Annotated in this window: 22 protein-coding genes; 19 read left to right on the top strand and 3 right to left on the bottom strand. The window is 42.6% G+C overall.

All coding sequences use genetic code 11. From position 1 onward, the window contains the following. Positions 1-50 precede the first annotated feature (50 nt). The 8 genes from cdaA (at position 51) to FOA33_RS06170 (ending at position 8,564) form a co-directional block, all read left to right on the top strand. The gene (cdaA, locus tag FOA33_RS06205; RefSeq protein ID WP_221161008.1) at positions 51-908 is read left to right on the top strand and encodes a diadenylate cyclase CdaA; all 858 of its coding nucleotides are present in this window, start codon (positions 51-53) and stop codon (positions 906-908) included. Continuing rightward, positions 895-1,677 carry a CdaR family protein gene (locus tag FOA33_RS06200; protein WP_001230922.1) on the top strand — a complete coding sequence of 261 codons (783 nt, stop codon included), beginning with the start codon at positions 895-897 and terminating at the stop codon, positions 1,675-1,677. The genes cdaA and FOA33_RS06200 overlap by 14 nt, the downstream gene beginning before the upstream one ends. Positions 1,678-1,705: 28 nt before the next feature. Then, positions 1,706-3,058 carry a phosphoglucosamine mutase gene (glmM, locus tag FOA33_RS06195; RefSeq protein WP_221161007.1) on the top strand — a complete coding sequence of 451 codons (1,353 nt, stop codon included), beginning with the start codon at positions 1,706-1,708 and terminating at the stop codon, positions 3,056-3,058. A gap of 73 nt (positions 3,059-3,131) precedes the next feature. Beyond that, entirely contained in the window at positions 3,132-3,506 is a 375-nt protein-coding gene (locus tag FOA33_RS06190) for a DUF1149 family protein (RefSeq protein ID WP_001050095.1), read from the top strand. A 2-nt stretch (positions 3,507-3,508) separates the two neighbouring features. After that, positions 3,509-4,357: a DegV family protein gene (locus FOA33_RS06185; RefSeq protein WP_221161006.1), complete on the top strand. Its 849-nt coding sequence runs from the start codon at positions 3,509-3,511 to the stop codon at positions 4,355-4,357. A 375-nt stretch (positions 4,358-4,732) separates the two neighbouring features. Continuing rightward, positions 4,733-5,500, top strand: a complete 768-nt coding sequence (gene dapB / locus FOA33_RS06180; RefSeq protein ID WP_221161005.1) for a 4-hydroxy-tetrahydrodipicolinate reductase — start codon at positions 4,733-4,735, stop codon at positions 5,498-5,500. Next, positions 5,497-6,696: a CCA tRNA nucleotidyltransferase gene (locus FOA33_RS06175; protein WP_221161004.1), complete on the top strand. Its 1,200-nt coding sequence runs from the start codon at positions 5,497-5,499 to the stop codon at positions 6,694-6,696. Before dapB ends, FOA33_RS06175 begins: the two co-directional genes overlap by 4 nt. Next, positions 6,693-8,564, top strand: a complete 1,872-nt coding sequence (locus tag FOA33_RS06170) for an ABC-F family ATP-binding cassette domain-containing protein (protein WP_221161003.1) — start codon at positions 6,693-6,695, stop codon at positions 8,562-8,564. The genes FOA33_RS06175 and FOA33_RS06170 overlap by 4 nt, the downstream gene beginning before the upstream one ends. 37 nt (positions 8,565-8,601) lie before the next feature. Here FOA33_RS06170 and mntE read toward each other — a convergent pair whose 3' ends face one another. Next, entirely contained in the window at positions 8,602-9,789 is a 1,188-nt protein-coding gene (gene mntE / locus FOA33_RS06165; protein ID WP_221161002.1) for a CDF family manganese efflux transporter MntE, read from the bottom strand. 307 nt (positions 9,790-10,096) lie between these two features. Between mntE and FOA33_RS06160 the strand changes: the two genes are divergently transcribed. From FOA33_RS06160 to yaaA, 4 genes are all read left to right on the top strand, one after another. Continuing rightward, positions 10,097-12,793, top strand: a complete 2,697-nt coding sequence (locus FOA33_RS06160) for a cation-translocating P-type ATPase (protein WP_221161001.1) — start codon at positions 10,097-10,099, stop codon at positions 12,791-12,793. 103 nt (positions 12,794-12,896) lie between these two features. Then, positions 12,897-13,307 carry a peptide deformylase gene (locus FOA33_RS06155; RefSeq protein ID WP_221161000.1) on the top strand — a complete coding sequence of 137 codons (411 nt, stop codon included), beginning with the start codon at positions 12,897-12,899 and terminating at the stop codon, positions 13,305-13,307. An 11-nt stretch (positions 13,308-13,318) separates the two neighbouring features. After that, a complete protein-coding gene (locus FOA33_RS06150; RefSeq protein WP_221160999.1) occupies positions 13,319-14,914 on the top strand; it encodes a hypothetical protein in 1,596 nt (531 codons plus the stop codon). 76 nt (positions 14,915-14,990) lie between these two features. Beyond that, a complete protein-coding gene (gene yaaA, locus FOA33_RS06145; RefSeq protein ID WP_221160998.1) occupies positions 14,991-15,719 on the top strand; it encodes a peroxide stress protein YaaA in 729 nt (242 codons plus the stop codon). 31 nt (positions 15,720-15,750) lie between these two features. Here the strand turns inward: yaaA and FOA33_RS06140 are convergent, their stop codons facing one another. Together FOA33_RS06140 and FOA33_RS06135 are read right to left on the bottom strand one after the other, a co-directional pair. Continuing rightward, positions 15,751-16,299, bottom strand: coding sequence for an NADPH-dependent FMN reductase (locus FOA33_RS06140; RefSeq protein ID WP_221160997.1), 549 nt, complete (start codon positions 16,297-16,299; stop codon positions 15,751-15,753). 91 nt (positions 16,300-16,390) lie between these two features. Beyond that, positions 16,391-16,837, bottom strand: coding sequence for a MarR family winged helix-turn-helix transcriptional regulator (locus FOA33_RS06135; RefSeq protein WP_221160996.1), 447 nt, complete (start codon positions 16,835-16,837; stop codon positions 16,391-16,393). A 118-nt stretch (positions 16,838-16,955) separates the two neighbouring features. Between FOA33_RS06135 and FOA33_RS06130 the strand changes: the two genes are divergently transcribed. The 7 genes from FOA33_RS06130 to rpsR all read left to right on the top strand — a co-directional run bounded on the left by FOA33_RS06130 (position 16,956) and on the right by rpsR (position 22,626). After that, positions 16,956-17,432 carry a cell wall elongation regulator TseB-like domain-containing protein gene (locus tag FOA33_RS06130; RefSeq protein ID WP_221160995.1) on the top strand — a complete coding sequence of 159 codons (477 nt, stop codon included), beginning with the start codon at positions 16,956-16,958 and terminating at the stop codon, positions 17,430-17,432. A gap of 9 nt (positions 17,433-17,441) precedes the next feature. Further along, a complete protein-coding gene (locus FOA33_RS06125; RefSeq protein WP_221160994.1) occupies positions 17,442-18,620 on the top strand; it encodes a pyridoxal phosphate-dependent aminotransferase in 1,179 nt (392 codons plus the stop codon). Positions 18,621-18,772: 152 nt separating this feature from the next. Continuing rightward, positions 18,773-20,116, top strand: a complete 1,344-nt coding sequence (gene asnS / locus FOA33_RS06120; protein ID WP_000167130.1) for an asparagine--tRNA ligase — start codon at positions 18,773-18,775, stop codon at positions 20,114-20,116. Positions 20,117-20,241: 125 nt separating this feature from the next. Next, complete coding sequence (locus tag FOA33_RS06115) at positions 20,242-21,447, top strand: MFS transporter (protein ID WP_221160993.1); 1,206 nt, start codon at positions 20,242-20,244, stop codon at positions 21,445-21,447. Positions 21,448-21,582: 135 nt separating this feature from the next. Continuing rightward, entirely contained in the window at positions 21,583-21,873 is a 291-nt protein-coding gene (gene rpsF / locus FOA33_RS06110) for a 30S ribosomal protein S6 (RefSeq protein WP_001151775.1), read from the top strand. Positions 21,874-21,884: 11 nt separating this feature from the next. After that, on the top strand, positions 21,885-22,355 hold the full coding sequence (locus tag FOA33_RS06105) for a single-stranded DNA-binding protein (protein ID WP_000609613.1): 471 nt from the start codon (positions 21,885-21,887) through the stop codon (positions 22,353-22,355). A 31-nt stretch (positions 22,356-22,386) separates the two neighbouring features. After that, on the top strand, positions 22,387-22,626 hold the full coding sequence (gene rpsR, locus FOA33_RS06100) for a 30S ribosomal protein S18 (RefSeq protein WP_003080521.1): 240 nt from the start codon (positions 22,387-22,389) through the stop codon (positions 22,624-22,626). Positions 22,627-22,716: the final 90 nt, after the last annotated feature.

Raw genomic sequence — 22,716 nt, 5'->3', positions numbered from 1 at the left:
AAAAATGGTATAATAGTACGGAAAGTGTTTTGACAGGGAGGAGGCCAGGGATGAATTTTCAACAATTATCCAATTGGCAATACTGGACAAGTTTGTTTTCAAGTCCTTGGACGATAGTCATCAATCTGATTGATATTTTGATTGTGACTTATATTTTGTACCATTTTACTAAAGCGATTGCAGGGACTAAAATCATGATATTGGTTCGGGGAGTTTTGGTCTTTATTCTAGGTCAGATTCTGTCCAATATGATTGGCTTAACGACCATTTCATGGTTGATCAATCAGATTATCACCTACGGGGTCATCGCAGCGGTGGTTATCTTCTCGCCAGAGATTCGGACTGGTTTGGAGAGATTAGGTCGAGCTACTGATTTCTTCTCCAATGCCCCTATCAGTGCGGAAGAACAGATGGTTCGTGCATTTGTGAAATCAGTTGAATACATGAGTCCTCGTAAGATTGGGGCGCTTGTAGTGGTTCAGCGAGTGAGAACCTTGCAGGAATATATCTCGACAGGGATTCCTTTAGATGCTAAAATTTCGGCTGAATTGCTTATCAATATTTTTATTCCCAATACTCCCTTGCATGATGGTGCTGTCATTATCAAGGAAGACCGAATTGCTGTAACTTCAGCCTATCTACCCTTGACTGAAGATACCGGGATTTCCAAGGAGTTTGGAACGCGTCACAGGGCGGCGATTGGTTTGTCGGAAGTATCAGATGCTCTTACCTTTGTGGTTTCGGAAGAAACGGGTGGAATCTCCATCACCTATAATGGAGTCTTTAAGCATGATTTGACCTTGGAAGAGTTTGAATCTGAATTGAGAAGAATCTTACTTCCAAAATCAGAGAAAAAGCAAGGTCTGAAAGAGCGCTTGCTAGGAGGATTGAAACATGAGAAAAAATAGTCTATACATCATTTCTTCCTTCTTTTTCGCCTGCATTCTCTTTATCTATGCAACATTGACAAACTATCAGAATAGCAACAGTGCCAGACAGGTGCGGACGGAGACTTATACAAACACAGTTCTTAATGTCCCAATTGATATTCAGTATGACAGTGATCAGTATTTTATCAGTGGTTTTACATCTGAGGTGACGGTCTTTCTAACAGGGTCAAATAGAGTTGCTTTGGCGAGTGAGATGCAGGAAAGTACCCGCAAATTTAAGGTGACGGCTGATCTTTCTGATGCCAGTGTAGGAACTATCGAAGTTCCTCTAACCATTGAAAATCTTCCGAGCGGTTTGACGGCTGTTGCGACACCGCAAAAGATAACAGTGAAGGTCGGTAAAAAAGCAAAACGAGACAATGTCATTGTTGTGCCGGAGATTGACCCTAGTCAGATTGATTCTCGCGTGAAAATCGATACCGTTACTGTATCAGATGAAAAAGTAACGGTTATTAGTGATGAAGAAACCCTCTCCAAAGTAGATCGTGTCATTGCTATCTTACCGACGAGTGAACGGATAACTGGAAACTACTCGTCCTCTGTTCCTCTACAAGCAGTCGATAAAAATGGAAATGTCTTACCAAGCGTCATTATGCCGTTTGACACAACTATGAAAATTACAACAAAAACAGCAACGTCTAGTTCAAGTAACTCGTCAACAAGTTCCTCAGAAGGCAGTTCGTCTTCAACGAGTTCAGAAACAAAATCAGATTCGTCTAAACAATAATAAATAATAGAAAAGGATGATAAATAAAATGGGTAAATATTTTGGGACCGATGGAGTCCGTGGAGAAGCAAACGTAGAACTGACACCAGAATTGGCTTTTAAACTAGGCCGTTTTGGTGGATATGTTCTTAGCCAACACGAAACAGAAGCCCCTAAAGTCTTTGTAGGACGTGATACACGTATCTCGGGAGAAATGTTAGAATCAGCCTTGGTGGCAGGTCTTCTCTCTGTAGGGATTCACGTCTACAAACTTGGTGTCCTTGCAACACCAGCAGTAGCTTACTTAGTCAAAACCGAGGGAGCCAGTGCAGGTGTCATGATTTCCGCTAGCCACAACCCAGCCCTTGATAATGGAATTAAGTTCTTTGGTGGGGATGGTTTCAAACTTGATGATGAAAAAGAAGCTGAAATCGAAGCCCTGCTAGATGCTACCGAAGATACTCTTCCTCGTCCAAGTGCAGAAGGTTTAGGAACCTTGGTGGACTATCCAGAAGGTTTGCGTAAGTATGAAGGCTACCTTGTTTCAACTGGAACGCCTCTTGAGGGAATGAAAGTGACTTTGGACACAGCAAACGGTGCAGCGTCTACAAGTGCCCGTCAGATTTTCGCTGATCTTGGTGCTCAGTTGACAGTTATCGGTGAGACACCAGATGGTCTTAATATCAACTTGAATGTGGGTTCTACACACCCAGAAGCTCTTCAAGAAGTAGTGAAAGAAAGTCAATCAGCTATCGGTTTGGCTTTTGACGGAGACAGTGATCGCTTGATTGCTGTTGATGAAAATGGCGACATCGTTGATGGTGATAAGATCATGTACATCATCGGGAAATACCTTTCTGAAAAAGGCCAGTTAGCTCAAAACACCATCGTGACAACGGTTATGTCTAACCTTGGGTTCCATAAGGCCTTGGATCGTGAAGGCATCAATAAGGCAGTCACTGCGGTTGGTGACCGCTATGTCGTCGAAGAAATGAGAAAATCAGGCTATAACCTTGGTGGTGAACAGTCTGGTCACGTTATCTTGATGGATTACAATACGACAGGTGATGGACAGTTAACTGCCGTTCAATTAACAAAAGTTATACGGGAAACCGGTAAAACCTTGTCTCAACTGGCATCAGAAGTAACGATTTACCCACAAAAACTGGTCAATATCCGAGTGGAAAATGCTATGAAAGAAAAAGCCATGGAAGTACCAGCCATCAAGGCAATCATCGAAAAGATGGAAGGAGAAATGGCAGGAAACGGCCGTATCCTTGTTCGCCCAAGTGGAACAGAACCCCTCTTGCGAGTTATGGCAGAGGCACCTACAACAGAAGAAGTCAATTACTATGTAGATACGATTGCTACTGTTGTTAAAGATGAGATCGGTATTGACTAAAGCCTAGAAAACTAGATGAAATGATAAAAATGTGGTACAATTGCATAGTAAATTGTAGCAATGGGAGAGAGAAATGAATCTTAAACGAGAACAAGAATTTGTTAGCCAGTATCACTTTGATGCTCGTAACTTTGAATGGGAAAATGAAAATGGGGCTCCTGAAACCAAGGTAGACGTGAATTTCCAGTTGCTCCAATACGACCAAGAAAACCAAGTAACCTCGCTAGTTGTTATCTTGAGCTTTATGATTGTCTTTGACAAATTTGTCATTAGCGGAACAATTTCTCAAGTTAACCATGTGGAAGGTCGCATTGTCAACGAACCAAGTGAATTTAATCAAGAAGAAGTTGAAACCTTGGCACGTCCATGCTTGAACATGCTCAACCGTTTGACGTATGAAGTAACAGAAATCGCCTTGGATCTTCCAGGGATCAATTTGGAGTTTTAGTCATGAAATTAGCTGTCATTACAGATTCTTCAGCCTATTTAGAGGAGAAGACGCTGCAAAGAGAGAATCTATTTATCTTGGATATTCCTGTCAATATTGATGGGGAGGAGTATGTTGAAGGTGTCAATCTGACTGCTGAGGAATTTTATCAAAAAATGGCTCAGTCTGCAGAATTGCCTAAAACCAGTCAACCAAGTATTGCCAAATTGGATGAGATTCTAAGTTCCTTGAAAGGACAAGGTTATACCCATGTTTTGGGACTCTTTCTTTCGTCAGGGATTTCAGGTTTTTATCAGAACATCCAATACATGTTGGATGAGTATGATGGCTTGACCATTGCCTTTCCAGATACCCATATCACAAGTTCCCCTCTAGGATTTATGGTAGAGAGTGCCTTTGAATGGGCAGAACAGGGCGATGATTTTGCTCAGATTCAGGAGAAATTAGCTCTTCAAATTGCTGATAATTCAGCCTTTATCATAGTAGATGACCTCGACCACTTGGTTAAGGGAGGACGTCTGTCAAATGGGGCAGCCATCTTAGGGAATCTCCTCAGTATCAAGCCCATTCTTTACTTCAATGACCAAGGTGTGATTGAAGTTTACGAAAAAGTTCGTACAGAAAAGAAGGCAATCAAACGTTTGGTGGAAATCATCAAAGAGTCGACAAAAGATGGGAATTACCGTATCACAGTCATCCATGGCAATGCTCCTCAAAAGGCAGCGGACTTACGTCAGCTTTTGATGGAGAGTGGTGTGACTGATGAGATTCCAATTGATACCTTTGGTAGTGTCATTGGAACCCACCTTGGAGAAGGTAGTATCGCTTTAAGCTATACGCCAGTCGTCTAGATTGTTCTTACAAGCTTTGTATCTTAGAAATTGAACATGGCCTGCCTGCCTCTTGAAAAAGATGCCTGTCTTTCCTTTCGTGGAAAGTCAGCGTCATTCCCTATTTTTCATGGGCAACTAACGTCCTTTGTATCTTGATAATTGAACACGCCTAGAACCCTGTGTGAAAAAGATAGTTCTTCCAAGGAGTAGACACTCCTTGATCAGAACTCCTATTTTCACTTTATGTTCTTACAGGCTTTGTATCTTAGAAATTGAACACGGACTACCTACCTCTTGAAAAAAGATGCCTGTCTTGCCTTTCGTGGAAAGTCAGCGCCATTCCCTATTTTTCATGGGTAGCTAACGTCCTTTGTATCTTAGTCAGGAGTAGAGATGAGTATTCGAGTAATTATCGCCGGGTTTAAGGGAAAGATGGGCCAAGCTGCCTGTCAGATGGTCTTTGCTGATCCGGACTTGGACTTGGTCGCGGTTTTGGATCCGTTTGAGTCTGAGTCAGAATGGCAGGGAATTCCTGTCTTCAATGATAAGGCTGATTTAGCCGGATTTGAAGCAGATGTCTGGGTAGATTTTACTACACCAGCCGTTGCTTACGAAAATACGCGCTTTGCCCTTGAAAATGGCTTTGCTCCAGTCGTAGGAACAACAGGCTTCACTAGTGAAGAAATTGCAGAACTAAAGGCATTTTCCCGTGAACAAGATCTGGGTGGCTTGATTGCCCCTAACTTTGCCTTGGGAGCTGTCTTGCTAATGCAATTTGCGGTGCAGGCTGCCAAATATTTCCCAAATGTGGAGATTATCGAGCTCCATCATGACAAGAAAAAAGATGCTCCGAGTGGAACAGCTATCAAAACTGCCGAGTTAATGGTGGAAGTTCGGGAATCAATCCAGCAAGGTGCGCCTGATGAGGAAGAGTTGATTGCGGGTGCCCGTGGTGCTGATTTTGATGGCATGCGGATCCACTCAGTTCGTTTGCCAGGCTTAGTAGCTCATCAAGAAGTTATCTTTGGCAATCAGGGAGAAGGATTGACCCTTCGTCATGACTCCTATGATCGCAGCTCCTTCATGACAGGGGTCAATTTGGGAATCAAAGAAGTTGTCAAGCGTCATGAGCTTGTCTATGGATTAGAACACTTATTATGAGATTAACGCAAATGCCTTCTGAATTTCAGAAGGCTTTACCAGTATTAGAAAAAATTAAAGAAGCAGGCTTTGAAGCCTATTTTGTTGGGGGCTCTGTTCGAGATGCCCTCCTCAATCGTCCCATCCACGATGTGGATATCGCGACTTCTTCCTATCCAGAGGAGACCAAGCAGATTTTTCCACGAACAGCCGATATCGGAATCGAGCACGGAACCGTCTTAGTTTTAGAAGAGAACGAGGAGTATGAGGTAACCACCTTTCGGACCGAAGATGTCTATGTGGACTATCGCAGACCCAGCGCGGTTTCCTTTGTACGTTCGCTAGAAGAAGACCTCAAGCGCCGTGATTTCACAGTTAATGCCTTTGCCTTGGATGAGACAGGCGAAATTATTGACTTGTTTCAGGGTTTAGAGGATTTGGAAAACCAAGTCTTACGAGCAGTTGGAGTAGCTAGTGAACGTTTCAACGAAGATGCTCTGCGGATTATGCGTGGTTTCCGTTTTCAGGCCAGTCTCGGTTTTAAACTTGAGTCAGAAACTTTTGAGGCGATGAAGACTTTGACGCCGCTCTTGGAGAAAATTTCTGTGGAGCGCACCTTCGTTGAGTTTGATAAACTCTTGCGGGCACCTTTTTGGCGAGTTGGTCTGTCTTCCATGATTGAGAGTCGAGCTTATGACTATCTTCCAGATATGGCAGGAAGCCAAGACAAGCTTAACAGACTGTTTGATTTAGAGGCGGATTTCACTTTTGAATCCTCTGAACAAGCCTGGACAGCTCTATTGTGGGCTTTGGAGATTAAAGATGCACAGCCATTTTTGAAACATTGGAAGACCTCACGTCAATTTGCAAAGCAAGTACAGGATTTGCTGACTATTTTGGCTTTTCGAGAAGCAGGAGAGCTGAGCAAGCGCGATTGTTACCGCTTTGACTTGAATTCCCTTCTACAAGCTGAAAGTCTTCGTCAGGCCCAAGGGAAAGCAGTCAACCCACAAACCATCAAAGAAACTTACCATAGTTTGACCATTCATGATAAGAAAGAAATCCAGATTAATGGTGGCATTTTGATTAAGGAATATGGTTACCAGCCAGGACCAGACTTGGGAGAGATTTTAACAGAGATTGAGTTTGCCATTGTCGATGGAGAGTTGGAAAATGATCGTCAAGCTATCCATGCTTACCTGAGGGAGAAAAAATGAGTGATTTTATCGTTGAAAAACTAAGCAAATCCGTTGGTGACAAGACAGTTTTTAAGGATATTTCCTTTATCATCCATGACTTGGATAGAATCGGTCTGATTGGTGTCAATGGAACGGGTAAGACCACCCTTTTAGACGTCCTTTCTGGCGTTTCTGGCTTTGATGGTGATGTTAGTCCTTTTTCAGCTAAGAATGACTACAAGATTGGCTACTTGACTCAGAATCCTGATTTTGATGATAGCAAGACTGTCTTGGATACGGTTCTCTCCAGCGACCTCAAGGAAATCCAGTTGATTCGTGAGTATGAGTTGATCATGCTCAACTACAGTGAGGACAAGCAGGCTCGTTTGGAACGGGTCATGGCAGAGATGGATTCTCTCCAAGCCTGGGAAATTGAAAGCCAGGTCAAGACGGTCCTCAGCAAGCTAGGTATTCAGGACTTGTCGACTCCAGTTGGTGAATTGTCAGGTGGTCTAAGAAGACGGGTTCAGTTGGCGCAAGTTCTCCTAGGAAACCACGATCTCTTGCTTCTGGACGAGCCAACCAACCACCTGGACATTGCGACCATTGAGTGGCTGACCCTCTTTTTGAAAAATTCTAAGAAGACAGTTCTCTTTATCACCCACGATCGTTATTTCCTAGATGCACTATCAACGCGGATTTTCGAGTTGGACCGAGCAGGCTTGACCGAGTATCAGGGAAATTACCAGGACTATGTTCGCCTCAAGGCTGAACAAGATGAGCGTGACGCTGCCCTTCTCCACAAGAAAGAACAACTCTACAAACAAGAACTGGCCTGGATGCGCAGACAACCACAGGCACGTGCGACCAAGCAACAAGCCCGTATCAATCGTTTCCATGACTTGAAAAAGGAAGTTTCAGGTGGCGTTGCTGATACAGACTTGACCATGAACTTTGAAACCAGTCGGATTGGGAAGAAAGTCATCGAGTTTCAGGATGTTTCCTTTGCCTATGAAAACAAGCCAATTTTGCAAGATTTTAATCTATTGGTGCAAGCCAAAGATCGTATCGGAATCGTTGGGGACAACGGTGTCGGGAAGTCAACTCTGCTTAATCTCATCGCAGGAAGTCTTGAGCCGACTAAAGGCCAAGTGATCATCGGTGAGACGGTTCGCATCGCCTATTTCTCTCAACAAATTGAGGACCTAGATGAAAGCAAACGCGTTATCAATTACCTGCAGGAAGTAGCAGAAGAGATAAAGACCAGTGGTGGTTCTACGACTTCCATTGCAGAGTTGCTAGAGCAGTTCCTCTTCCCACGTTCGACGCATGGAACCTTGATTGAGAAATTGTCTGGTGGAGAGAAAAAACGCCTTTATCTCCTCAAACTGCTCTTGGAAAAACCTAATGTTCTTCTTTTGGACGAGCCGACCAATGACCTAGATATTGCAACCTTGACAGTTTTGGAGAATTTCTTGCAGAGTTTTGCAGGCCCTGTCTTGACAGTCAGCCACGATCGTTATTTCTTGGATAAGGTAGCGACCAAGATTCTCGCCTTTGAGAATGGCAAGATTCGTATTTTCTTTGGCCATTACACCGACTATCTTGATGAAAAAGCCTTTGAAACAGAGATGGCCAATCAAGTGCAAAAGGCCGAAAAGGAGAAAGTGGTCAAGGTCCGTGAAGACAAGAAACGCATGACCTACCAAGAAAAGCAGGAGTGGGCAAGCATTGAAGGCGATATTGAAGCCTTGGAAAATCGTATCGCTGCTATTGAAGAAGAGATGCAGGCAAATGGCTCTGACTTTGGCAAATTAGCGACTCTTCAGAAAGAGCTAGACGAGAAAAACGAAAAACTTCTTGAAAAATACGAACGTTATGAATACCTAAGTGATTTTGATAGTTAGGTGAATAGAAAACTCCTGTCATTACGACAGGAGTTTTCTATTCTTCTTTTTTAGTCTCTTGATGAAAGATATTTTGCCAAGTTTCGTGGCGACGCCAGATGCTGGTATGGATGATTCCGTCCATCTCATAGCATATGAGCTTGGTTTTCTGACTAATGGAGGTAATCTGAATGTCCTTAATCGCAGCTTTAAGTTCTTTTTCAGACTTATAAGCCTCTTTATCCATCTGTTCTCCATCTTGACGGATATAGATAAAGTCCTCAGCCAAGAGTTCTTCCAGTTGATTTCCCTGATCAATCAATTGCTCGCGCATGAGCAGTTTTTTATAGACATTGTCTAAAATCTCGTCTTCAGGTATGGGAGCTGGCTCAATATGGACATCGGTATCAAAGACTCCAAAACGCTCTTCTAGCATAGACTCGACCTGATCTGCAATTTCGTGACTTTCATAGACAGATAAGTCGGGATTCATTTCTAAGGTGATATCAAGGTAGATGTTGCTACCGTAGGTACGCCCTCTTTGGGACTTGACCTTACTAATCTTTGGAATCTCCATGATGGCCTTTTGGTAGTCTTCTAGTAGCCGATCATCAAAACCATCTGAAAGACTGAAGGAAGATTCGATAAAGATATCATAGGCTGTCTTTAAGATAAAGAAAGTGATGATGATAGCGACTAATTTATCCACAATCGGATAATTAAAACTGCTGGCTAGGATAGCAATGGAAGTACCAAGTGAGGTGACTGCATCGGAAAGATTATCTTTAGCTGCTGCCTTTAGAGCTTTGGATTTGGATTTCTTACTGAGGCGTGTGTTATAGAGATAAACGACAAACATAACCGCCGCAGAAATGATTCCTAGAAATGCTCCCAGAGGATCGATAATCGTTTGTTCCCGACTGAGGATTTTCTGAATGGTATCCCGAAGCACATCAAAGCCAACGTAGAACATGATGATGGAAGTGATCAAACTAGCTAAATCTTCAATCTTCCAGTGTCCAAAGCGGTGGTCACGGTCTGCAGGCTGGCGAGCCATCCGAATGCCAATCAGAAGAGCAACATTTCCGATAATATCGGATACGTTGTTGAAACCATCCGCTACCAAACTGGATGAATGAAGTAGATGACCAGTTGCTAATTTTGCCGCAGACAAGAATAAGTAGGTCGAGATACTGACAATGGCACCACGCTCAGCTAACTTGAGATTTGAGATTGATTGTTTCATCAAACTTCCTTTTCAGTATAAGTAATATTCTTTCATTATACTGGTTTTTGCGGGAAAATTCAAATTTAGTCCTCCTTCATCGAATTTTAATGATTGAAAACTTTTCAAAATTTGGTATAATAGTACTACTCAAGGGAGTAGCTGGCAGAAACCTGTGATAGTGTCGTCATTCCGAATTGTATACTGCAAAGTATGCTTTCCGGCCCTATCTTAAACAGCGAGACTTGTTATGATTAACAAGTCTCTTTTTGTTTGTCATAAAACAAAAAGAGAACTTGTTTTGCACACAATGTCAAGGAGGAGACACATGTCAAAAGAACAAAAACGCCAAGCGTTTTATACTCAAAGTCCTGAAGAGGTATTGAAGTCAGTTGAAGCAACTGAGCAAGGTCTTTCGTCAAGCGAAGCACAGAAACGCCTAGCTGAATATGGACGCAATGAACTGGAAGAGGGTGAGAAAAAATCTCTCCTAGTCAAGTTTATTGAGCAATTTAAGGATTTGATGATTATCATCCTAATTGCTGCAGCTATCTTATCAGTCATAACTTCTGGTGGGGAAGATATTGCAGATGCCATCATTATCCTAGCCGTGGTTATCATCAATGCTGCCTTTGGTGTTTACCAAGAAGGAAAAGCAGAAGAAGCCATCGAGGCCCTCAAGTCTATGTCCAGTCCAGCTGCTCGCGTTATTCGTGATGGGCACATGGCAGAGATTGATTCCAAAGAATTGGTGCCAGGAGATATCGTTGCCCTTGAAGCTGGCGATGTAGTACCAGCAGACCTACGTTTGCTAGAAGCCAACTCTCTTAAAATCGAAGAAGCGGCTTTGACAGGTGAATCTGTTCCAGTTGAAAAAGACTTGACAGTCGAGCTTGCTGCAGATGCTGGTATTGGTGACCGTGTCAATATGGCCTTCCAAAACTCAAACGTGACTTATGGTCGTGGTCTTGGTGTTGTTGTCAATACAGGTATGTATACTGAAGTGGGTCATATCGCTGGCATGCTCCAAGATGCTGATGAGACGGATACACCTCTTAAACAAAACTTGAACAACCTTTCTAAGGTCTTAACCTATGCAATTTTGGTTATTGCCCTTGTTACTTTTGTAGTTGGAGTCTTCATCCAAGGCAAAGATCCACTTGGTGAGTTGATGACCTCTGTTGCGCTTGCTGTTGCAGCCATCCCAGAAGGACTTCCTGCTATCGTGACTATCGTTCTTGCCCTTGGTACTCAAGTTTTGGCAAAACGAAACTCTATCGTTCGTAAGTTGCCAGCAGTTGAAACGCTTGGTTCGACTGAGATCATCGCTTCTGATAAGACTGGTACACTTACTATGAACAAGATGACAATCGAAAAAGTCTTCTACGATGCAGTCCTACATGATTCTGCTGATGACATTGAACTTGGCTTGGACATGCCACTACTTCGTTCAGTTGTATTGGCTAATGATACCAAGATTGATGCTGAGGGAAACCTGATTGGTGACCCAACCGAAACAGCCTTCATCCAGTATGCCTTGGACAAGGGCTATGATGTTAAAGAGTTCTTAGAGAAATATCCTCGTGTAGCTGAATTGCCGTTTGACTCAGATCGTAAACTCATGTCAACGGTTCACCCATTGCCAGATGGTCGTTTCCTCGTAGCAGTCAAAGGGGCTCCAGATCAACTTTTGAAACGTTGTGTTGCTCGTGACAAGGCTGGAGATGTTGCTCCGATCGATGAGAAAGTCACTGAATTAATCCATACAAACAACTCTGACATGGCTCACCAAGCCTTGCGTGTCCTTGCAGGTGCTTATAAGATTGTAGACAGCATTCCAGAAAACCTCATTTCTGAAGAGCTTGAAAACAACTTGATCTTTACTGGTTTGATTGGGATGATTGACCCTGAACGTGCCGAAGCAGCAGAAGCCGTTCGTGTGGCTAAAGAAGCGGGAATCCGTCCAATCATGATTACGGGTGACCACCAAGACACAGCAGAAGCAATTGCCAAACGTTTGGGAATCATCGATGAAAATGACTCAGAAGACCATGTCTTGACTGGTGCGGAACTTAACGAACTTTCTGATGAAGAATTTGAAAAAGTCGTTGGTCAATACTCTGTTTATGCGCGTGTATCTCCAGAACACAAGGTTCGTATCGTGAAGGCTTGGCAAAATCAAGGTAAGGTCGTTGCCATGACAGGTGATGGTGTTAATGATGCGCCAGCTCTGAAAACAGCTGATATCGGTATCGGTATGGGAATCACTGGTACAGAGGTTTCTAAGGGGGCATCTGACATGATTCTTGCGGATGATAACTTTGCGACCATCATTGTCGCAGTTGAGGAAGGACGTAAGGTCTTCTCAAATATTCAAAAGACTATTCAGTACCTTCTTTCTGCCAATACGGCTGAAGTATTAACCATCTTCCTGTCAACCTTGTTTGGTTGGGATGTCCTACAGCCAGTTCATCTCTTGTGGATCAACTTGGTAACCGATACCTTCCCAGCTATCGCTCTCGGTGTTGAGCCAGCTGAGCCAGGTGTTATGACCCACAAACCACGTGGACGCAAGTCAAGCTTCTTCTCAGGTGGGGTCATGAGTTCCATTATCTATCAAGGTCTCCTTCAAGGCGCCCTTGTTCTGTCTGTTTATGGTCTTGCCCTTCTTTACCCAGTTCATGTGGGTGACAATCAAGCTATCCACGCTGATGCTCTTACTATGGCCTTTGCAACACTTGGTTTGATCCAGCTCTTCCATGCCTACAATGTAAAATCTGTTTACCAGTCTATTTTGACTGTTGGTCCATTTAAATCTAAAACTTTCAACTGGTCAATCTTGGTTTCATTTATTTTACTAGCATCAACTATTGTCATCGACCCATTAGAAAGCATCTTCCACGTAACCAAACTAGACTTATCACAATGGGCCATTGTTCTGGCTGGAAGCTTCTCAATGATACTTATCGTAGAAATCGTTAAGTTTGTTCAACGCAAGCTTGGTTTTGATAAGAACGCGATTTAAAAAGAAAGTCATCTTCGGATGGCTTTTTTTGCATTTGAGGAGAATAGTTAGGAGTTATCCACTTTTATGCTATAATAAAGTAAAATGGCAAGGAGCGAAAGAAATGGAAAAGAAAATTGTCCGAGATATCTTATTCCTGTCGCAAGTTTCGAAAACTGCAGGTCAGGAGGACCTTTATTTGGCTAAGGATTTGCAGGATACCCTGCTGGCTAATCGTGAGACCTGTGTCGGCCTGGCAGCCAATATGATTGGTGTGCAGAAGCGCGTGATTATCTTTAATCTTGGCCTAGTTCCCATGGTCATGTTTAACCCCATTCTCCTTTCCTATAAAGGACCTTACGAGACAGAGGAAGGTTGTTTATCTTTGACTGGGGTACGGCCAACGACTCGGTATGAAACGATTACGGTTTCCTATCGCGATAGCAAGTGGCAGGAACAGACCATTACACTGACAGGTTTTCCAGCGCAGATCTGCCAACATGAACTGGATCATTTGGAAGGACGAATTATTTAGGAGGAACTCAGATGAAACGTATACTCTTTGAACTTGTTTTTATCGCAACGACCTGGTATATCTTTTTACCACCCTTCAATCTTACTAGCTGGGAATTCATCTTCTTTCTCTGTGGGCATCTGGTGGTGATGGGGATTTTGTTTAGTTTTCGAAGGAATATCAATCTTCTCAAGACGGTTCATGTACGTCATGGCAAGGTTGCCAACGAACTCAATCTAGAAGGGCTTCATTTTAATAAATTAGGTGGAGGATTATTGCTGGCTGCAGGCCTTATCTTTGCCCTTGCTGGTCTGGTAAGCCTAGTAACTTCTAGCTTTTTCCAAGCAAAAAATTATGCTAATGTGGTGTCCATCACAGAAAAAGACTTTAAAGATTTTCCTAAGAGTGATACCAGTAAGGTTCCAATCCTAGATCGGAGCACTGCAGAAAAGATTGGTGACCGTTACCTGGGCTCTCTGACGGATAAGGTCTCCCAGTACGTAGCAGCAGATACCTATACTCAGCTGACGGTTGATGGAAAACCCTATCGGGTGACACCTTTGGAGTATGCTGATCCGATTAAATGGTTCAATAATCAGTCCAAGGGGATTGGCGAGTATATCAAGGTTGATATGGTGACAGGAAATGCGGAATTGGTGGATTTAAAAACACCGATGAAGTATTCAGACTCCGAGTATTTTAACCGAGACGTCAAACGCCATCTTCGAATAAAGTATCCAACCAAAATTTTTAAAACACCATCCTTTGAGGTGGATGATGAAGGCAATCCTTTCTATGTAGCAACCGTTTATCAAAAGCAGTTTGGTCTAGGAGTTCCTCGTCCTTCATCTGTTATTATCTTAGACGCTACCAATGGAGAAACCAAGGAATACAGCTTGGATGAGGTGCCGGAATGGGTAGACCGTGTCTATCCTGCCGAAGAAACCATCGAACAAATCAACTACAACGGCAAGTATAAAGACGGCTTCTGGAATGCCTTGATTTCTAAGAAAAATGTTACCCAAACGACAGAGGGCTATAACTATCTTTCTATTGGAAATGACATTTATCTCTACACGGGGGTGACTTCAGCAAATGCTGACGAAAGTAATTTAGGATTTATCCTTGAAAATATGCGCACTGGTGAAATCACCAAGTACAATCTAGCTTCAGCAACCGAAGAATCAGCCCGTGCTTCCGCAGAAGGAGCAGTGCAAGAGAAGGCCTACAAGGCTACCTTCCCTATTCTTGTCAATCTCAATGACAAACCGCTCTATATCATGGGCTTGAAGGACAATGCAGGCTTGGTCAAGGAGTATGCATTGGTCGATGCCGTGGAGTACCAAAACGTCATCGTAGCAGCTACAGTAGATGAACTCCTTAACAAATATGCCAATAAAAATGACCTTGAGCTGGATAATGAAACGGTAGAAAACATTAAAGGTATCGTCTCAGACCTTAAATCAGCTGTTATCAAGGGTGACACCGTCTATTTCTTTAAAGTTGACGGCAAGATTTATAAGGTCAAGGCTTCCGTGTCAGACGACCTTCCTTACCTTGAAAATGGCCAATCTTTCGAAGGTCAAGTTGGAAAGGATAATTATCTCAAGACATTTAAAGTCAAGTAAAAGAAACCTCGGTATGAACCGAGGTTTTTAAGATGAAATTCTTGGTCGTGATTGAAAAATATGCTACACTAACAATATGAAAATTTTAATCCCAACAGCAAAAGAAATGAACACAGACCTTCCTTGTATCGAAGCGCTCCCTTTGAGGGAAGAAAGTCAGGCAGTCCTTGACTCACTGGCACATTACTCAGCTAGTGAATTAGAGACCTTTTATAAGGTATCTGCCGAGAAAGCAGAAGAAGAGTACGCTCATATTCAAGCTCTAAAAGATCAGAGGGCTAAGAATTATCCAGCCTTGAAACTCTTTGACGGTCTCATGTATCGCCACATCAAACGAGATGGGTTAACCGAGGCTGAACAAACCTATCTTGAAGATCGTGTCCTGATTACCTCGGCTTTGTATGGCGTTGTTCCAGTCCTATCTCCCATGGCTCCTCACCGTTTGGACTTCTTGATGAAGTTAAAAGTAGCTGGAAAGACTTTAAAGAGTCATTGGAAGTCAGCCTATGATGATGCCCTACAGGATGAGGACTTGATATTTTCACTCCTATCATCAGAGTTTGAAACCGTATTTTCGAAGGAAATCAGAGAAAAGATGGTGACCTTCAAATTTATGGAGGACAAGGCAGGTCAGCTGAAAATCCACTCAACCATTTCAAAAAAAACCCGTGGTGCTTTTTTGACCACCTTGATAGAGGGGCAAGTCCAAACAGTTGAACAAGCTCGCCAGCTCAGTTTTGCAGGTTTTGACTACCGACCTGATTTATCAAGTGATTTAGAACTCGTCTTTGTGAAACAAGCATAAAACCAGCTCATTCGAGCTGGTTTTTGCTGGATTAGTTGATGGCTACAAAAAGGTCGTCCGCTTGTTTTGCAAGTGATGAAGCAGTTGATTCTTCTAACACCAATTTTCCGTCTGCCCAAGCAGAGTCATTGACACGAGCAGCTGTAAAGTCACCAACGACTTGTGTACGGATAAATGGCAAGAGGTCTTTGTAAATAGCAAAGAGTTGATCGTGACCGGCATTGGCTACAGATGAGACAGTAACAAACTTGTCTTGGAGGGCAGAAGCACTACGTGTATCAGACAAGTCAAGGGCACGAGAGAGCCAGTCAAGCAAGTTTTTTACTGTTCCAGGGATAGAGAAGTTGTAGACTGGAGAGAAGATCCAGATAGCATCCGCAGCAAGGACTGCTTCACGAGCAGCAGCTACAGCTGGATGAGTTGGAACTTCCAAATCTTGGCTGAAGAGAGGAATAGCTGAGTAATCAAGATAGCTAACTTCCGCTTTTCCAGCAAGTGCTTTTTCAGCTTCGAGGGCCATTTGGTGGTTGAAAGAACCTTGGCGTAGTGAACCGACGATAAATAGTACTTTTTTAGACATGATGTGTCTCCTTTAGTTTAAAATTCAAAGAGTGAACTCTTTTGTTACCATCTATGTTACAACAAATGATACTAATTAGCAATAATTTTGCTCACAAATTTTTAAATTTTTTTAAAATGCGGATTAAGTCTTCCTTTTCACCATCTTCCAAGATGCCGAGTGCTTCTACGATAGAATCGATATGGTCAGGAAGAACCTCTTCGATTTTTCTGTGGCCTGCAGGTGTTAATTTCAGGAAAAAGGAACGGCGATCCTTGGGATCACAAGTTCTAGAAATCCACCCATCTCGAACCATGTTTCGAATAACAACAGTCATGTTTCCAGAAGTGGCTAGCATTTTTTCAATCAAATCCTGAATACGCAGTTCTCCCTTGATATAGAGGGTTTCCAAAACTGAAAATTGGGTGGGTGTTAGCCCGTGTTCTTTGGCAGCCTTGGCTTCATATGGTTTAAAAGTTCGTATGGCTTTATTGAGGACGATAGCTGTTTTTAAGTCTAGTTGATTATCGGAAATTTTCTCTTTCAAATATTGTTTCATAAGGTTATTTTATCAATAATGAGAGAGAAAAACAAGAACTTATATTTTATAGGAAAAGAATCTTAGAATGTTCCTGTCTTCACTTGTAATAAAGGAGGAGAGATGGTAAAATAGACGAGTGAAACTAAGACAGAAAAAAGCAAAAAACAAGCTACTTATACAATACGGAATTGGCATTGCTCTGGTATTGCTAGTCATGACTACTTCCTTTCTTTACCTGATATCGCTCAGCATGAAACCTTATCAAGATGCTAGGGTTGAGGGAGAAAAACTGGCCAAGCAGTATGCAGAATTGGAAAAGGCAGATCAGGTTGATTTTTTTAATGGTTCGGAAGCTTATTACAGCGTTCTGGGGCATAATAAAAAGCAAGAGGCCATTGCCGTACTGATTGAAAAGAATGACCACAAGATTTATGTTTATCAGCTTGATAAGGGGATTTCTCAAGACAAGGCAGCGACGATTTCGAGGGAAAAAGGAGCTAGCGACATTGACAAAGTCACCTTTGGTCGCTATCAGGACAAGCCGATTTGGGAAGTTAAATCAGGAAACCACTACTATCTGGTGGATTTTGAAACAGGAGCAGTGATCCAATAAGGAGGGCATATGAAACTATCCAAACGTGTACTAGAAATGGAAGAAAGCGTTACTCTAGCTAGTGATGCAAGAGCCAAGGTATTAAAAGCTCAAGGAAAGGATGTTCTTTTCCTAACCTTGGGACAGCCTGATTTTCATACTCCTGAAAATATTCAGGATGCGGCGGTGGAAGCGATTCGAGATGGACGTGCCTCCTTTTACACAGTTGCTTCAGGTCTACCAGATTTAAAAGCGGCGGTTAATACCTATTTTGAACGCTACTATGGGTATTCCGTAGCGGCTAACGAGGTTACCTTTGCCACTGGTGCCAAGTTCTCTCTCTACACCTTCTTTATGGCTGTGGTCAATCCAGGTGATGAGGTCATCATTCCTACACCATACTGGGTCAGCTATGGAGATCAGGTCAAGATGGCAGAAGGTGTGCCAGTCTTTGTCCAGGCCAAGGAAGACAATCACTTTAAAGTAACAGTAGAGCAGCTAGAAGCAGCCCGAACAGATAAGACCAAGGTCTTGGTTCTCAATTCACCATCGAATCCGACCGGTATGATTTACTCTCGTGAGGAACTCTTGGCTATCGGAAATTGGGCTGTTGAACATGATGTCCTTATCCTAGCAGATGATATTTATGGTCGTCTGGTTTATAACGGGAACGAATTTGTTCCAATCTCTAGTCTGTCAGAATCCATTCGCAAGCAAACCATCGTGATTAACGGTGTATCTAAGGCCTATGCCATGACTGGTTGGCGGGTAGGTTATGCTGTGGGAAATCCTGAAATTATCGCTGCTATGAGCAAACTAACAGGACAAACAACTTCCAATCTGACTGCCGTATCGCAATATGCAACGATTGAGGCGCTGACTGGACCGCAAGACTCTGTTGAAACCATGCGTCAAGCCTTTGAAGAACGTTTGAATACCATTTATCCACTCTTGTGCCAAGTGCCAGGATTCGAAGTTGTCAAGCCCCAAGGTGCCTTCTATCTCTTCCCAAATGTTAAAAAAGCGATGGAAATGAAGGGCTATACCGATGTGACGGACTTTACAACAGCTATCCTTGAAGAAGTCGATCTTGCCTTGATTACAGGAGCTGGATTTGGAGCACCAGAAAATGTTCGTCTCAGCTATGCCACAGACTTGGACACATTAAAAGAAGCTATTCGTCGTTTGCACCAGTTTATGGAAAAATAAAACTTAGAATCTTCGCCTTTTTAGCGAAGATTTTTTGTAACGAAAATCTCGCGATTTTTCTCTAGTAGAACCTAGCTATCGCAGTCCATTTATGGTAAAATAGTGGGTAATGACGTCTTCGGACAAGTTAAACGAAAAAAGGAAGATAGATTATGACAAAACGTGTAACGATTATCGATGTAAAAGACTACGTTGGTCAAGAAGTGACCATCGGAGCCTGGGTTGCCAACAAATCTGGAAAAGGGAAAATTGCCTTCTTGCAATTGCGTGATGGAACAGCCTTCTTCCAAGGTGTAGCATTTAAACCAAACTTTATTGAAAAGTTCGGTGAGGAAGTGGGGCTAGAGAAGTTTGATACGATTAAACGCCTAAGCCAAGAAACGTCTGTTTATGTGACAGGGATTGTCAAAGAAGATGAACGTTCTAAGTTTGGCTATGAGTTGGATATTACAGACATCGAAGTGATTGGTGAATCTCAAGACTACCCAATCACACCAAAAGAACACGGAACAGACTTCTTGATGGACAACCGTCACTTGTGGCTCCGCTCTCGTAAGCAAGTAGCGGTTATGCAAATCCGTAACGCTATCATCTATGCGACTTATGAGTTTTTCGACAAGAACGGCTTCATGAAATTTGATAGCCCAATTCTTTCAGGAAATGCAGCAGAAGATTCAACAGAACTCTTTGAAACAGACTACTTTGGAACACCAGCCTACTTGAGCCAATCAGGTCAGCTTTACCTAGAAGCAGGAGCTATGGCTCTTGGTCGTGTCTTTGACTTTGGTCCAGTATTCCGTGCTGAAAAATCAAAAACGCGCCGTCACTTGACTGAGTTCTGGATGATGGATGCTGAGTACTCCTACCTGACACACGATGAATCACTTGACTTGCAAGAAGCTTACGTAAAAGCCCTTCTTCAAGGTGTACTTGACCGTGCTCCCCAAGCCTTGGAAACTTTGGAACGTGATACAGATCTTTTGAAACGCTACATTGCAGAGCCATTCAAACGCATCACTTACGATCAAGCCATTGACCTCTTGCAAGAGCATGAGAATGATGAAGATGCTGACTATGAGCATTTGGAGCATGGAGATGACTTTGGTTCACCACATGAAACCTGGATTTCAAACCACTTTGGTGTACCAACCTTTGTCATGAACTACCCAGCAGCTATCAAGGCCTTCTACATGAAACCCGTTCCTGGAAATCCAGAGCGCGTGCTTTGTGCAGACTTGCTTGCTCCAGAAGGCTATGGAGAAATCATCGGTGGATCTATGCGTGAGGAAGACTATGATGCCCTTGTCGCTAAGATGGAAGAACTTGGTATGGATCGTACAGAGTATGAATTCTACCTTGACCTTCGTAAATACGGTACAGTTCCACACGGTGGATTTGGTATCGGTATCGAGCGTATGGTAACCTTCGCAGCAGGAACAAAACACATCCGTGAAGCCATTCCATTCCCACGTATGTTGCATCGTATCAAACCATAAAATAAATCAAAACGCCCTTAGGGCGTTTTTTCAAAGTAGAAGAAAGAAGAGGTGGAGATCATGTAAAGCACAGCTTAACAAGTGACAAACACAAAGATACAAATACACTTGTTAAAGGAGAAAATATGTTTAAACGAAATTACCGGAAGAATATCGGTCTCATGGCTGGTGTAGAATTTTTTGCCTTTCTGGGCATTACCAGCTTTTGGATTCTATTTCTCAGTCAAAATGGGATGTCGCTTTGGCAGATTGGCTTATTGGAAAGTATTTTTCATGCCACCAGTGTCATCTGTGAAGTTCCCTCTGGAATGTTAGCTGACCGCTATTCCTATAGAACCAATCTATATTTAAGTCGAATAGCTGGAATTGCGTCGTCTATTCTCATGTTACTAGGACAAGGTAATTTTTGGATTTACGCACTCGCTATGGTGGTGAGTGCCTTGTCTTATAATTTTGATTCGGGGACGAGTGCAGCCATGGTTTATGATTCGGCCGTGGAGGCTGGATTAAAAGAGCGCTACTTATCTATCTCCAGTTTTATGTCAGGGGTCGCAGAAGGAACTCGGTCTTTGGGGACCGTTTTAGCGGGATTTTTTGTCCATGGTCAATTGCACTTGACCTACTATATCATGATTGCTACTTCTATAATCGTTCTTTTCCTAACTTGGATGCTAAAAGAGCCTAGTGTTAAAGCGCAAAAATCTGAGCGTCTGACAATGAAAAAAATAATCTGGACTGTCAAAGAGGAGTTGCGGAGAAATCCCAGTCTTTTTAGTTGGATGATTCTTTCCCAAATCATCGGGACACTGATGTGCATGTTTTATTTTTACTATCAAAATCAACTTCCTGACTTAGAAGGGTGGCAGATTTCGATGGTCATGTTGATGGGCAGTGTTTTGAATATCTGGGCAGTTTATCTAGCAAGTAAGATTGGAAAGAAGTATTCAGCCTTAAAGCTCTTTCCAATTCTTGTACTCTTGACGGGAGGAACTTATTTGCTTTCCTACTTCGGAACGCCGCTGATTTATATTTTGGTTTATTGGATCAGTAACGCCTTATATGCTCTCTTTCAGCCGATTTTTGATAATGATTTACAAAAGCGACTCCCAAGTGAGGTACGGGCAACCATGCTAAGTGTCTACTCTATGATGTTCAGCCTGAGTATGATTGTTATTTTTCCTCTGACGGGGTGGCTGATTGATGCTCTAGGTTTTGTAGAAGCCTTTATTTACTTAGGATTCTTTTTAGTAATAGTCGGCTTTTCACTATTCTTCATTTTGAAAGAGATGGCCAGAGCTTTGAAACTGGAAGAGGATGTTATTTCTAAGTAATAAAGTTATTTTTTCACTTTTATCTTTTTTACTTGCTATCTATCAGTTTTTCTAGTATAATGGTTTATTGTGAGCGAACCTCACTTACCCCTTGCAAAGACTGGGGGTCATTAGACCAAAAGGAGGAACATATCAATGGCTAAATACGAAATTCTTTATATCATTCGTCCAAATATTGAAGAAGAAGCGAAAAACGCTTTGGTAGCACGTTTTGACTCTATCTTGACTGACAACGGTGCAACTGTTGTTGAATCAAAAGACTGGGAAAAACGTCGTCTTGCATACGAAATCCAAGATTTCCGTGAAGGACTTTACCACATCGTTAACGTTGAAGCAAACGACGACGTAGCTCTTAAAGAGTTTGACCGTCTTTCAAAAATCAACGCTGACATTCTTCGTCACATGATCGTCAAACTTGACGCGTAAGAAGGTAGATTATGATTAACAATGTTGTACTTGTAGGGCGTATGACGCGTGACGCTGAGTTGCGTTATACCTCATCAAATGTAGCAGTTGCGACTTTTACTCTTGCAGTAAACCGTACATTTAAGAGTCAAAATGGTGAACGTGAGGCTGATTTCATCAATGTCGTTATGTGGCGCCAACAGGCTGAAAATCTTGCTAATTGGGCTAAAAAAGGCTCTCTTATCGGGATCACAGGCCGTATCCAGACTCGTAGTTACGATAACCAGCAAGGACAACGTGTTTACGTAACAGAAGTCGTGGCGGATAATTTCCAAATGTTGGAAAGCCGCGGAGTGCGTGAAGGACATTCAGGTGGCGCTTATTCTGCACCAACTGCTGGTCAATCAGCACCTGCAAACCCAGTACCAGACTTTTCACGTTCTGAAAATCCATTTGGAGCAACAAATCCATTGGACATTTCAGATGATGATTTACCATTCTAATGGACAATTAATACTATAAAGGAGAAAAAACATGGCTCAACAACGTCGTGGCGGATTCAAACGCCGTAAAAAAGTTGATTACATCGCAGCAAACAAAATTGAATATGTTGATTACAAAGATACTGAGCTTCTTAGCCGTTTCATTTCAGAACGTGGGAAAATCCTTCCTCGTCGTGTAACAGGAACTTCAGCTAAAAACCAACGTAAAGTAACAACAGCTATCAAACGCGCTCGCGTAATGGCTTTGATGCCTTTCGTAAACGAAGATTAAAGAAAAGACCCGTAAGGGTCTTTTTTTTACTAGCATGGAAATGAGAGAGCGAGTTGGGTCCAGTGGAGCTCTTTTCATGAGCTCGAAAAC

The organism is Streptococcus cristatus (assembly GCF_019685515.1).
Taxonomy (GTDB): domain Bacteria; phylum Bacillota; class Bacilli; order Lactobacillales; family Streptococcaceae; genus Streptococcus.
The sequence above is the reverse complement of the archived record's forward strand: the minus strand, read 5'-3'. Positions and strand labels throughout refer to the sequence as shown.